The 12640-nt window shown below is 34.5% G+C and carries 14 protein-coding genes; 2 read left to right on the top strand and 12 right to left on the bottom strand.

Annotated elements, in window-relative coordinates; genetic code table 11:
* Positions 1–19: 19 nt before the first annotated feature.
* Positions 20–754: a hypothetical protein gene (locus tag ACQ76T_RS24245; RefSeq protein WP_431345762.1), complete on the top strand. Its 735-nt coding sequence runs from the start codon at positions 20–22 to the stop codon at positions 752–754.
* Between the two features lie 68 nt (positions 755–822).
* On the opposite strand, the gene ACQ76T_RS24250 is transcribed toward ACQ76T_RS24245, so the two are convergent.
* Positions 823–3291: a TonB-dependent receptor domain-containing protein gene (locus tag ACQ76T_RS24250; RefSeq protein WP_431345763.1), complete on the bottom strand. Its 2469-nt coding sequence runs from the start codon at positions 3289–3291 to the stop codon at positions 823–825.
* Between the two features lie 555 nt (positions 3292–3846).
* On the opposite strand from ACQ76T_RS24250, the gene ACQ76T_RS24255 reads away from it, so the two are divergent.
* Positions 3847–4653 (top strand): hypothetical protein, encoded by an 807-nt coding sequence (locus ACQ76T_RS24255; protein ID WP_431345764.1) that lies wholly within the window; start codon positions 3847–3849, stop codon positions 4651–4653.
* A 302-nt stretch (positions 4654–4955) separates the two neighbouring features.
* On the opposite strand, the gene ACQ76T_RS24260 is transcribed toward ACQ76T_RS24255, so the two are convergent.
* The 11 genes from ACQ76T_RS24260 to ACQ76T_RS24310 all read right to left on the bottom strand — a co-directional run.
* On the bottom strand, positions 4956–5651 hold the full coding sequence (locus ACQ76T_RS24260) for a hypothetical protein (RefSeq protein ID WP_431345765.1): 696 nt from the start codon (positions 5649–5651) through the stop codon (positions 4956–4958).
* Positions 5652–5779: 128 nt separating this feature from the next.
* Positions 5780–7312 (bottom strand): M20/M25/M40 family metallo-hydrolase, encoded by a 1533-nt coding sequence (locus tag ACQ76T_RS24265; RefSeq protein ID WP_431345766.1) that lies wholly within the window; start codon positions 7310–7312, stop codon positions 5780–5782.
* A 101-nt stretch (positions 7313–7413) separates the two neighbouring features.
* Positions 7414–7986 (bottom strand): hypothetical protein, encoded by a 573-nt coding sequence (locus tag ACQ76T_RS24270; RefSeq protein ID WP_431345767.1) that lies wholly within the window; start codon positions 7984–7986, stop codon positions 7414–7416.
* 176 nt (positions 7987–8162) lie between these two features.
* Positions 8163–8927: a type I methionyl aminopeptidase gene (gene map, locus ACQ76T_RS24275; protein WP_431345768.1), complete on the bottom strand. Its 765-nt coding sequence runs from the start codon at positions 8925–8927 to the stop codon at positions 8163–8165.
* 39 nt (positions 8928–8966) lie between these two features.
* Positions 8967–9353: a hypothetical protein gene (locus ACQ76T_RS24280; RefSeq protein ID WP_431345769.1), complete on the bottom strand. Its 387-nt coding sequence runs from the start codon at positions 9351–9353 to the stop codon at positions 8967–8969.
* 89 nt (positions 9354–9442) lie between these two features.
* Positions 9443–9712, bottom strand: coding sequence for a hypothetical protein (locus tag ACQ76T_RS24285; protein ID WP_431345770.1), 270 nt, complete (start codon positions 9710–9712; stop codon positions 9443–9445).
* A gap of 457 nt (positions 9713–10169) precedes the next feature.
* Positions 10170–10451 carry a hypothetical protein gene (locus ACQ76T_RS24290; RefSeq protein ID WP_431345771.1) on the bottom strand — a complete coding sequence of 94 codons (282 nt, stop codon included), beginning with the start codon at positions 10449–10451 and terminating at the stop codon, positions 10170–10172.
* Positions 10427–10528 (bottom strand): hypothetical protein, encoded by a 102-nt coding sequence (locus tag ACQ76T_RS24295; protein ID WP_431345772.1) that lies wholly within the window; start codon positions 10526–10528, stop codon positions 10427–10429. The genes ACQ76T_RS24290 and ACQ76T_RS24295 overlap by 25 nt, the downstream gene beginning before the upstream one ends.
* 207 nt (positions 10529–10735) lie before the next feature.
* A complete protein-coding gene (locus ACQ76T_RS24300) occupies positions 10736–11287 on the bottom strand; it encodes a hypothetical protein (RefSeq protein ID WP_431345773.1) in 552 nt (183 codons plus the stop codon).
* 10 nt (positions 11288–11297) lie between these two features.
* Positions 11298–11687: a hypothetical protein gene (locus ACQ76T_RS24305; RefSeq protein ID WP_431345774.1), complete on the bottom strand. Its 390-nt coding sequence runs from the start codon at positions 11685–11687 to the stop codon at positions 11298–11300.
* A gap of 5 nt (positions 11688–11692) precedes the next feature.
* Positions 11693–12640, bottom strand: a 948-nt coding sequence (locus ACQ76T_RS24310; protein WP_431345775.1) for an RHS repeat-associated core domain-containing protein, incomplete at its 5' end; no start/stop codon positions are given.

The raw sequence follows: 12640 nt of genomic DNA on the forward strand, positions 1-12640 counted from the left end.
TTAATATGATTCGAATAAAATGTATAAATTACGTACAGTCTTTTCTTTGCTGTTATTTGCAACAATTCTTCTCTTTCCTCAACTTACAAAAGCCAGTGCTTACTGGATGGAGATTCATGGATCTGGAAAATTAAAAGATCCCGTGAAAGTTCAGGTATGTTATGGGTTTATTGATGATCTGAGTGAACGCCACCGAACTACAGGAGCAGAGTTTCAGGAAATCAAAAACTTCAAATTCTTTGTCCTTACTGCTGATGGAAAAAAATCCAGCCTTGACCTAAAAGTTAATGGCGATCATTGGGAAGGCACTTTTACTCCAAATAAAGAAGGCGCCTACCGAATTTTCGGAATGAATGATCAGCAACCGGTTCTTCTGCGTTCTAAAAATCCACAGGAAAATGTACGGCCCATCGATTTGATGTGTGGCGCTTATTATATCGGGAATCATTCGGCTGCAACGGATCCTGTACAGTTTATGGACATCAGCCTTCAGAAAAAAGATAATGTTTACACGATCTTTCCCTACAGAGATATGAAACCTGTCGAAAAGGGAACCATGCTGAGAATTTTTAATCCTGAAAACTGGGAAAAGAACATTCCGGTGGATGAAAACCATCAGGCAGTTTTTAAAGCAACGCTTCCGGGGCTTTATGTGATCAGGCAGGACTGGTACGACAATACTCCGGGAACATTTCAGGGGAATTCTTATGGAAAAATACGTTACCGAAATAATTATTGTCTTTGGATCAATTGATCCCCCCATAAAACAAAAAGTCCGGACAACATGATCCGGACTTTTTTATCAACTGTCGAAATTATAATTTAGAATTTTAAAGAAACGCTTCCAAGGAAACGGGATGGCGCCTGTGGAGTTAAACGCACAGACCATGCTTTTTCGTTGGTAATATTATCAAACTTCAACCCTACTCTATATTTTGGCTGATCGTAGAAAATTCCAAAATCAAACATTTTATAAGATGGAATAATCACTTTAGCTGTTTGTGTATTGGTTTGATAAGAAGAAGAACCCATGTTTCCTCCTCCTCCAATTCCAAGGCCTTTCAGTTTACCTTCCGGAATACGGTAGCTGATCCAGAAATTGAACATGTTGGCAGGACCTGATAATGCAGGTCTTAAACCGTTAACAGATGGACTGGCGTTGGTAAATTTACTGTCATTGTAGGCATATCCTGCTACAATATTGAATCCGTCAAATGGGTTAGCTGTTAATTCAGCTTCAAACCCTTTGCTCAACTGAGTTCCGTCCTGTATGGAATAATTGATATCATCAGGATTTGTTCTTAAAATATTATCTACCCGGATGTTATAATAACTTAGTGTTCCTACAAGTTTGTGATCGAAAATATCTGCTTTTACCCCAAGCTCAAGCTGGTTGGCATACTCTGGTCTGAATGTATTTCCATTAATATCAACACCACTTACATTATTAAAGCCATTCATATAATTTCCGAATAGGGAAACTTTATTTTTCAGGATTTCATACACGATTCCCATCTTAGGAGAAAGAGCGGTCTGGCTGTAAGGTCCTGTCTGCACTCCGCTGTTACTCAATCCACCTTTTATTTCTCCTGTGGTAATATCATAAACTCCTTTAAACTGAAACCTGTCTACTCTTAAACTCGCCATCACCATAAGTCGGTCTGTAATGTTGAATACGTCTGAAACGTAAGCTGCATACGTGTTATCACTATTATTTTCTCTTCTGAAAGCGGAAGTTGCCGTAAGTGCATCAATGGTATAATGATTTACTTTAAAATCTGCAGAAGGGTGAACAAAGTTGAATACTTTGGTATTGGTATGATAACGGTCGAAATGGTTTGAATTGTTATAATAATCCAATCCTACAACCATTCTGTTTCTGAAACGGCCTATACGGAAATCTCCAATGAAATTCTGCTGAATATTGGTTGCTATAAATGATGTAGTTCCTACCATCACCTGAGCACTTGCCGTAGAATCTGTCTTTCCGTTGATGGCAGAGATATAGCCATTAATGGTAGATCTTGCTCGGGATACGATGGTTTGAGATGTCCAGTTTTCTGAAATCTTATAATTTAACTGAGCAAAAATGTTCATCATCTGCGTCTCATAAGCAAGATCATCGCTCAGGAAGTTCTTGTAATACGGAAACTTCATATCTGCAATAGATTGAATTTTGTTGCTTCCTGTGTAAGGATTAAAACGCACTACAGATGTTCCTTTTGCCTGATTGAATTCCACATCAAGGAGAAGCGACATACGGTCATTGATCTGATAAGAAAAACTAGGAGCGATCGCTAAAGAGTTGGTAAACCCAAGGTCCTGAAAGCTTTTTTCGAAAGTTCCTGCAGCATTCAGACGGAAAAGAGCCGTTCTATCTTTATTGATCGGAGTATTTACATCCATTGTTAAACGGTTGTAATTCCAGCTTCCTCCTACATAGCCCACTTCACCACCAAATTTATTATAAGGTTTTTTAGTGACACGGTTATATACTCCTCCATAACTGCTGGCAACACTTTTACCGAACAGTGTAGCAGAAGGGCCTTTAATGGCTTCTATACGTTCAAGATTTACAGGATCGATTACTGAAAATGCAGCTCCTGCTACCCCATTTCTCGCATTTGGTTCTGTTTCAAAACCTCTTGAACGGAATGTTACCCTACCCTGGTTGGCAATCATAGGAACTCCCGCACCCGGTACATTTTTAGAGATGCTTCCAAGGTCTACAGCTACCTGTTCCTGAAAAAGTTCTTTGGTAACGGTATTGTACACCTGTGGATTTTCAAGGTTTTTCAAGGGAAGTCTTGCTACAAAACTACTTTCTTTTTTGGAAAATCTATTGGTATTTTTCATGATTACCACTTCCTGAATCGCCTGAATATTTTCTTTGGTCAACTGGTAATCAAGCTGTGTATCTTCACCTGTTTTTACCTCAACCGGAAGACGGACCTCTTTACTTCCGAGGATCTGAAACTTTACGGTGTAAGTTCCTGCATTAAGGTTAGCAAAATGGTAGTTTCCATCATCATCCGTTAGCGTCTGACGATCTACTTCCACTAAGGAAACGGATATCGCCCTCAGGGGCTGTCCGTCTATCATGCTTACCTTACCCGTAATTTCGCCTTGCTGTTCCTGTGCTAATAAGTTGGTTACACTCAGTAAAGAGAAGAAAAAGATTAGAAATGGTTTATACCACTGTATTTTTTTTGTTGAAGTATCATCCTGCCTGGTCCCTACAGAATGATTCATACACCCCGTCAGGAGCATATTTTCATTGGATTGTATCATTTTTTTCAGCCTTATTTAAAATAATTATAAATAAAGTGCAAAATAAAGGAATAGCAATTTATCTCACAACATTAATTTAAACTATTCTAAATAAATTTTAAAACTCTATATCATTACTTAAAAATTGTGTTAAAAATTAATACATTTTCAAATATTACAGCGAAAACATCCTTATCATTATCAGAATATCAATATGACAATCAACACACTATCATTTTTTATTGATAAATATATCAGAAATCCAACTCAAATTACTTAGTTTTCCACAATTCGCTGATAAGTTATCAACATTTTATTAACAATACATGAGTAGGCAAAAAGTTTAAATCCATGTAAACAACTATCAATCAAAACGATATACCATCCCTAAATCATTCCTAAATCTATAGGTTATTTTGTCATGTTTTTAAACAGTATTACAAGATTTTAAATAAACAATTCATTTATAAAGTATTTAATTTCGTTATGAACCATTATTTCCTCTGCGTTTCAACGGTATTTCTATTCACCATCTTTATTTCGCAGTTTTTTAAATTAATATTGAAGCAGTTATCTATGACATTTAGTGTAAAGAAAATTTTTATCGTATTCTTATTATTGGGTTTTACAGGAACTTTAATGAAGGCACAGATCAGTGCACCAGGATTGGGTGATGCCAATACTGCATTCTGGTCAGCTTTTGGGGTAAAAAGACAACTGGATTCCTTAGGAAAAAAACAGGCCCTAAGCTATATTGCTATTGGCCGAAAAAGCAGTCCGGATAATGATAATCCATTTTCTAAACAAGCCATATTGGTTTTAAATCATGAAGTATCTCATTCTTTTGCACCTCACCAGCAATACAGCTATGCCATCAGCTACCGCCGACAGCCTAAATATGAGAGTGAAGCACCTTATGATAAAGAAAATACGGAACAGGAGTTCAGGATCTACGGAAGGTATTCATATATTTTTGAACTTGGAAAAAAATTCAAACTTAAGAATACAGTGCGCCAGGAATTCAGAAAGTTTTTTGATGCCGGTTTTCATCAGGTTGAAGAGGATTTTCAGCTAAGAACCCGCATCAAAAGTCAGCTGACTTATAATTTATCTCCAAAGAACAATCAAAAATTAGCGATTAGTGCAGAAGCATTATTTTCTATCAGCCATCTCAATGAGCCGGATGCTCAATGGGAATCTTTTGGTTATCGGGAGATGCGTATTACGGCTTATTATATGTTCAATATTCCTCATTCGCCATTTACGGTAGATGTAGGGTATATGGATGATTTGATCCGTGGCAGCAGGAGTATTCGCCATGGTGGGGTTCATTATGTGGCGGCTGATCTTATCTGGAATATTCCTTATCAAAAGCATCATTAAATTATTGTGTTTTTAACCACAGATCGCACGGATTTTCACAGATGATTGGGAACATGGTTTCTCATAAAACTTATTGTGAATTTGTGGGGTTTTATTTTGCTTTAGAACATGTTGATTGTTGATTGTTTTTAACCACAGATAACGCGAATTTTCACAGATGATTGGGGATAGATTATATGGTTTTAGGCTTTGGACATTGAATGATATATACACAAAATCCCGGCTACAAGGGCCAGGATTTTTGTTTGAAAAACATAAGTTTCTCGACAATATAATTATGTATGAATGTATGGTGTAAAATTTTAGTTACAAAGCGTCAGAAACTGACGGCTCATGTGTACTTTGAATCTGGCTTCGGCTCTGGATTGGTTGTAGATAGAGTGTTCAAAAGCCTTCATTGTTTTCAGCTTATTATCAATATATTCTGCAATATCTACAATGGAGAAAACAAAATCTCTGTATAGAGGCATACTCACCATTTGTCCATAATAAGGAAGATAAGCTTTCAAAAAGGGGATCACTTTCTGATGTCTGTTATAGCTGATACAGTATCCTACTCCTTCTACCGAAGTGACAATATCATAATCGTTAATATAATCCTGAATATTCTTACTGCCACTCAATGCATTGATATTCTTAGAGCAATATTTATTGACTTTATCTAAAATATGCTGAGCGTATTCCATCATTGAAATGTTTTTAAATTCGAATACATGATTCGGATTCTTTTTGGAAAAATTTTCGTCATTACAATGATTACAGAAAGAAATTCCTATTCTTTCATGGTAAGGAAAGAAACAATCTTTCACCTCTATAAAAGCGTCTGCCTGCAGTTTATTCTCTGCAAAATTATAATATAAATAAGGGCTGTATAAAGCAGCAAGTGCCTTCAAATAATCAATTTCGCTTGTGTTATGATATTCTTCAAACCATTTTTCAAGATTATCGTAATAATGGTTTTCAAAGTCTTTAAAGTGTAAGTAAAACGGCAATTCCATAGCTCTGTAATTTTGATGAGACAAAGCTATTACCGTAATGCGACAAAACTTGACGTAATATATTTTTTATGTAGAATGTATTTGTTTCGTCCGTTTCTGAAACAAGAATACATCTCTCTATTCATTCTTTATTTATCGTAGTTACTCATCACATATTCAAAGTAATGGATCATTTTCAGATAGTTTTCTATGCTGAGATATTCATTGGTACTGTGAATACTTTGCTGTTCTGCACTGTTGATTTTTATAGGCATGAATCGGTATACATTTTTGCTGACAATTTCGTATTTCCCGGCGTCGGTTCCTGCCATTGTCAGGTAAGGAGTTACAATAGCTCCCGGATAAATTTCTTTCACTCCGGCTTCTATCAGCTTAAATGCCTGGGTATTGGTTGGAGAGATTCTAGAAGCTTCTCTTGTATTATCAATTTCTTCTACTTCAACATCAAAACCTTCGGTTGCCTTTGCGATATGATCCCGTACATCTTTTACCGTATTCCCGGGAAGAAGTCTGAAGTTAACGACAAATTCCACTTCCGGGGAAAGAACGTTGGTTCCGTCGCTGCCTTTCATCATTGTTAGAGCTGTAGTGGTACGTACCAAGGCATTGGTCGTATTATTCTTTGTAAGTTTTGATAACAGCACAGGTTTTAAAAGCCATTGATTGGCCAAAGCCATTCTTGTGGCAAAAGGCATCTGACCACCGATGTTGTTAAAAAATTCTTTAATAAGCGGGGTTATCGTAGGTTTCATCTGGTGATCTTCCAAACGCTGCATAATCACCGCTGCTTTACCAATGGCACTTTCCATAGGTGGCATAGAAGAATGTCCGCCAAGTCCTTTTACTTTGATCTTTGCAGATAAAAATCCTTTTTCTGCGCAGCCTACAACGGCAACATCAGTATCTATTCCCGCAACATTTCCTTTACGCATAATCAGTCCGCCTTCGTCATATACAGCATCGAATTTCAATCCTTTTTTCTTAAAATAATCAGCAATCTGCATGGCGCCTTTCTGTCCGCCCACTTCTTCATCAAAACCAAAAGCGAGATAAATATCACGTTTTGGAGTCTGCTTATTCCGGATGAGATTGTTCATTGATTCCAGTAAGGAAAAGAGCATTCCTTTCATGTCAATAGCTCCTCTTCCGTAGATTCTTCCATTGGCTACCACACCAGAAAAAGGAGCATAGTCCCAATCTTCAGCTACTTTAGAAACGGGTTGCGAAGGTTTATCATCCGGACGGAAAATATTGGTTTCATTATTTTTGATATCGGCATCTCCGGGAGGTACGACATCCATGTGTGACAGAAACAGAATAGGTTCAAGAGCGGGATTGCTTCCTTTGAGTCTGAATACCAATCCGTACTGATTCACTTCTACATTTTCAGTATTTTGATAGACCAGCGGATAGGATATTTTCAAATAGGTTTTAAACTGATCAAAGGGTGCATAGTTGAATTCCCCCAGACTTCCTGTAGATACTGTAGGAATTTTGATTCCTCCTGATAAGCGCATCACTGCGGAGTCGTTCTTTACAGGCTTCCATCCTTCACCTGAACCAACGGTATTTTTCTTAAAGGGATAGGTATACGTCTTGATCAGTATTACTGCAACAATAATGATAAGGATACCAAAAATGGTTAAGAGAACTTTTTTCATATGGCTATTTTTTGTGTGATAGGATGTCTCACAAATATAAAAAACAAATATTCTATAATGGCATTAAAAATCAAGTATTTCCAGTAGTTAGTTTTTACCATTTACTGACCGGTCCAGAAATCTGGATTAACATCAAAAAGAAGTTTATCATTTTCAAGTTCAAATTTATCTGAGCTCTGTTTCTCAGGGTTATTAAGGGCAATAAGTCTTATGATTCCTTTTTCTTCCTGCTTATAGATATCAATAATATCGTGCCCGTTGTGCTGATAGGTATAGATCAGGGCATTTTCCATTTGTTTATCCGGCTTTTTTGAGGAAAGTTCTGATTTTATTTCCTGCAATTTTTTCCCTGAATAATAAAATCCCAGCATATTATTGTAGATACTGGAAGGAGTATAGGTAAATAAAATCTGTGAAGAGGGCTTCACTTTTATATTTTTAAGAATATTACTGATCTCACGGTTTGTAAAGAAGATGAATTTACTGTCTGTTTTATCAAAGATATAATCTGCGTAAAAATTCATACTCAAGCTTCCTTCTTTAAACGAAAGTTTTTTTGTTATATTTTCCGCATTGGGCAACGGTTCTGTCTGAATGGGTTTGATATAATTTGTACAGGAAACGGCTGTGAGCGCAAAACTTACAACAGCCATATGAAACAGTATTTTTTTCATGGTTGATCAGTTATCTGACAAATATAATTTTTACCCTGACATTATTCAGCCTTTTTGAGATAAAATTTGGAGATATCTTGTTCTGCTTTCATCACCAGAAAACGAAATTGCCTGATATAAAAAAAGCTCTTCTATGTTGAGAAAAGCTTTTTAAGATGTACTATATTCTGATAAAATCAGTTTAAAATTCCATTCATTTGAGTAAGAATAATGGGTTTCCCATCGGTTATCATGATTGTATGCTCGTGTTGAGCCATATATCCTCCTTTATTTCCTACCATTGTCCATCCGTCATTCAATTCTACGGCAAGGTTTGATGAAGTGGAGATAAAAGTTTCCATAGCGACTACAGAGTTTTTCTTAAAACGTCTGGTATCAAAACGGTTTTTATAATTAAGTAATTCATTCGGTTCTTCATGTAAACTTCTTCCTACTCCATGACCGCCAAGATTTTTAATCACTTTTAATCCTCTTTTTCGGGCTTCAGTTTCCATTAAAAAACCTATATCTGCTATTTTCACTCCCCCCTTAATGTTGTCAATCGCTTTCAGCAAAATATCTTTTGAGGCATCTACCAACTTCTGATGACCGTGAATATCTTCTCCGATAATAAAGGAATTTCCATTATCAGCCCAATAGCCATCGAGTTCTGCAGAAACATCGATATTGATGAGATCACCTTCTTTTAAAATTCTTTGATCTGTGGGAATACCGTGGCAAAATTCGTTATCTACACTAATGCAGGTCCATCCCGGAAATCCATAGGTAAGATAAGGGGCCGATTTTGCTCCAAAGTCTTCGAGAATCTTTGCTCCATACTCATCGAGGTCTTTGGTCGTCATGCCCGGTTTTGCATAATCGGTCATCGCTTTTAAAGTATAAGCAACAGCTTCACTTACCTTTTGCATTCCGATTAACTGTTCGTCATTGGTGATTGACATAATTTTGTTTTAAATATTGATTGATACAAAGTTAGAAAATTATCTTCTCTTTAATTCTAAAATCACATTGCCAAATTTTAATTTTTCCCGATTTAATATTACCATGTTAAATACCCGTTTATTCATATATCCTAAGGTTATCTGCGCAAAAATCTCTTCTTCATAACATTTAAAAGTAATGGTATCATTTTTTATTGCCCAATTCCCTTTACAAGAAGGATTACCTTCATAATATTTTTCAGATAATAAAAATGTATTATCTGAATTTAAGTTTAAAGTATAAAGATAGCCTGTACCATGCTTTTCATAAATACCATCCAATTCAATATTTTTGGATGAATTGCACGAAAAAATCATATTAAGCAGAAATAAAAGGATCATTAAGTTTCTCATTTTTTTATAATAAATATTTAAATCATCTTTCATAAAAATCTTGTGAGAAAGTCTTCGAAAATAAAATCCTCAGGATATAATAGCAAGGAAACTGAGATATTGTTTTTGGATGTAAGAAACAGTCATTCACCTCCACATTGGGCGGTCATAAAATTCCTTGTTTTACCCCGATCTTTAATAAATTCTTTACCTACAAAATAAAGTGGATATTCATTAATAATAGATTGTCTTCCCTTTGGAATATTTGAAATATCTGAATTTGTTTTTTTAAAATAAGAATCAAAAAAATCAATGACTTTTGTATTCTTCTCTTCCCCTAAGTCATAGATGATCAAAGTACCATTATAATCATAGGTTTTATAGGTTTTGGAAAGATGATCGTTATAATCCATTTCTGCAATACCAAATAAGTATTCATTTTTGCATTTTTTGATTAAGCCTTATTTCTAAATACAAAAATTTACCTTTGTGAATCATTTTATCCAAATAATCAGATAATTCTAATTTGGAACTCTGAGAAGCACATCCGCAATTTATTAAAACTGTAAATAATACAATAATAATCTTAGTATTTACTAAATTCCCCTTCATAAGATTTAATAAAATGAACATTATTCTATAAAGAATATTTTTCTGGTATTTTCAAAGTGATCTTTGTATTGATAAGATAGTATTTTATTATAATAAAGAAAAATTAGTGTTTTTTTAAATTATAAAAACTATGCTAACAAAAATATAAAGACTTTTTTAATAAAAATGTAGCTGCACTATAATAAAAAAGTAATTCGCCTCTTTCATCAGGACTGAATAAAAACTAAAAATACTGCCTATTTGATAAGCAGTATTTTTTTATTTCAGAATATCTTCAGGCTGTAAGATGACAGCGTTTAATTTCTTTTTATTGGGCTCTAACTTCTTATTTTCTTCTTCTAAAGCTTCATTCTGCTTTTTCAGCAGTGCAATATAATCATTCAGGTTATCTAAAATATGATTGGGGATACTGTAATAATAGTTATAGTTTCCGGAGTTATCATTGAACGTCAGATTATCATTATTCTGAACAATACTGGAAGGTTTCTCTTCTTTGATATCTTCCACCGGAAGGTCTAAAGCTTTGCAAGCTTCTCCCATTCATCATCATAAATCCTTACATCACCGCTTTCCTTGCGGCTGTAATTGGATACATCCGTGGATATAATCTTGGACATATATTCTTGGGTGTAACCCCGCTGTTTTCGTAAAATCTTGAGCTTTTCCATCATGATTTTTTATTCAGTACCAAATTCAGACCTTTTATTCTGGCTCTAAACACTATCCCAAAGATTTATTTCTATTGTTCTGTTTTCTAATACAAAACAGAACATTATATAACACACAAAAACCACTACAATTGCAGTGGTTTTTTGTTTGTAATTTTATTTTCTCATTGGAGGAAGAGATTTTTCTGGTAAATAATTATCTATCTCATTTTGTTTTTGAATATCATTCTTAATTTGATCAAAATTAATTTCAAATTCTGACATTCTTGCGGAATCATCTTGTTTATATATTTTTTCCTTAAGTAAATCTATAATATCATTGAAGCTAGAACTCATAAAAGGAGGAATGAAACAAAGTTTTTCATTATTATTTTTTACTTTAAAATTAATATAATTTCTATTTCCTGCATAATACATACTTTTATCTAGCTTTTTGCGTACTACAAAATCTTGTAATTTTCCAAAAGATAATTGATTTACTTTTTCAACTTCTTCATTCGTAAGTTGATAGGAATAAAAAACAGTATCCTTGTGCCTTTTTAAATAGACATTCAATTTTCCGTTTTTATCCAATGTTGAATATGATAAAATTGAAACGTTTTTGGCTTCAATATCATAAGCGATAAGCTTAAAATCATTAAGTTTAATTTCTTGTGCATTCAACATTAAACTTAATATTAAAGTCAAAAAAAACAATGAGTTTTTCATTTTTGAAATATTAATGAGTACTTTTTTTTAAAGAGATTTCTCTAATCTCACTTTGTTCTAAGTTATCATAAAAATAAATACTATCATTCTCAATTTTTATTAAATCTATTATTTGATACATATCTGATATTATAGTAAATTCTAATGTAGAAGTATTTATTTTGACCAAATAAAATCCAGAGTTAAACCATTTTTTTCTAAAGCAAGAAATATAAATAAATCCATTCTCATATAATAACGGACCTCCAAATATTTCTCTTTTTATCAGATTTCCATCAATAGACAATTTTCCAACTTCCGGACAACCTTGACAAATTTCGTATAGATCGTGATATAAAACTTCTTTTTTATTTGGAAGATTTATTTTTAGTCTAAAACTTATTGGGGTTTCAAGTTTCATAATTTTTAACGAGGAATAATTTTAGTTGCTTGATTTACTACACTTTTAGATTCTGTCAAAAACTGGATAGAGCCTCCTGTATAAAATCCTCCACCTTGAGGTCCAACTATTCCTATTTTAATTGGAGTTCCTTTAGGAACTATACCAGATGTATATTGAGTTAAAGGGTTCCACTCTTGCTTTATTGCCACTACTGTTCTATTTGCAAATTCACTAGTTCCAACTCTTACACCCCAAAAATCACTCTTCCCAATAGACATTTGCCCAAATCTTTGAGCAGGAATATCAAAAGGAGCTTTTATATTAATACTTCCAAATAAGAACCCATCTGAAGTAGTTGCAACTTTTGCTACTGCCCCTAATGCCTTAGAAAATCCAATTTCTGTAGCTGCTCCTTGCAATCCATATAGACCAGCAACAGCTAACTGCCCCGATGGATTTCCCATCGCTGCTTCCGTTGAATTGGATGCAGGAGTTTCTCTTATATACGAACCGTTATCAGGAGTACCAAAAGTAGCGACACTCATTGCTGATGCGGAATCACCCGCTTGAATTAAAGGATCTAAATTATTCATTATCCCCATTCCTCCTAATAAAGAGTTATTGGTATATGAACCATCAGAATTTAAGGCGGTTGTAGACCCATTCTCCGTTGTATATGTCCCCGATTTACCTAAATAAGTTTCATTTTCTCCTGTTGTAGCTTGACTTGTGGCATTATTATTCCAATAAATTTGATTTGTTTCTCTGTTATGAACCCAATCTGTTCCCTGCCTTCCATCCGGATCAATAAATCTCAAAGGATTATTAAATGCATAAGCATAGGTCGACCATCTTCTTGAAGTTTCCGCCAGCGGATCCACCACTCCCCATCTACCTAAATCCGGCATATAAAACCTAGCACCGTAATCATACATTCCCGTCTCCTGTAACTCCTTACCATTGTACTTGTA

Source organism: Chryseobacterium sp. JK1 (assembly GCF_050632815.1).
Lineage (GTDB): Bacteria > Bacteroidota > Bacteroidia > Flavobacteriales > Weeksellaceae > Chryseobacterium.

Bases quoted from the DNA above. Each gene is read 5' to 3' on its own strand.
- ACQ76T_RS24245 (WP_431345762.1), top strand. From the start codon at position 20: ATGTATAAATTACGTACAGTCTTTTCTTTGCTGTTATTTGCAACAATT.
- ACQ76T_RS24250 (WP_431345763.1), bottom strand. From the start codon at position 3,291: ATGATACAATCCAATGAAAATATGCTCCTGACGGGGTGTATGAATCAT.
- ACQ76T_RS24255 (WP_431345764.1), top strand. From the start codon at position 3,847: ATGACATTTAGTGTAAAGAAAATTTTTATCGTATTCTTATTATTGGGT.
- ACQ76T_RS24260 (WP_431345765.1), bottom strand. From the start codon at position 5,651: ATGGAATTGCCGTTTTACTTACACTTTAAAGACTTTGAAAACCATTAT.
- ACQ76T_RS24265 (WP_431345766.1), bottom strand. From the start codon at position 7,312: ATGAAAAAAGTTCTCTTAACCATTTTTGGTATCCTTATCATTATTGTT.
- ACQ76T_RS24270 (WP_431345767.1), bottom strand. From the start codon at position 7,986: ATGAAAAAAATACTGTTTCATATGGCTGTTGTAAGTTTTGCGCTCACA.
- map (WP_431345768.1), bottom strand. From the start codon at position 8,927: ATGTCAATCACCAATGACGAACAGTTAATCGGAATGCAAAAGGTAAGT.
- ACQ76T_RS24280 (WP_431345769.1), bottom strand. From the start codon at position 9,353: ATGAAAGATGATTTAAATATTTATTATAAAAAAATGAGAAACTTAATG.
- ACQ76T_RS24285 (WP_431345770.1), bottom strand. From the start codon at position 9,712: ATGGATTATAACGATCATCTTTCCAAAACCTATAAAACCTATGATTAT.
- ACQ76T_RS24290 (WP_431345771.1), bottom strand. From the start codon at position 10,451: ATGGGAGAAGCTTGCAAAGCTTTAGACCTTCCGGTGGAAGATATCAAA.
- ACQ76T_RS24295 (WP_431345772.1), bottom strand. From the start codon at position 10,528: ATGTCCAAGATTATATCCACGGATGTATCCAATTACAGCCGCAAGGAA.
- ACQ76T_RS24300 (WP_431345773.1), bottom strand. From the start codon at position 11,287: ATGAAAAACTCATTGTTTTTTTTGACTTTAATATTAAGTTTAATGTTG.
- ACQ76T_RS24305 (WP_431345774.1), bottom strand. From the start codon at position 11,687: ATGAAACTTGAAACCCCAATAAGTTTTAGACTAAAAATAAATCTTCCA.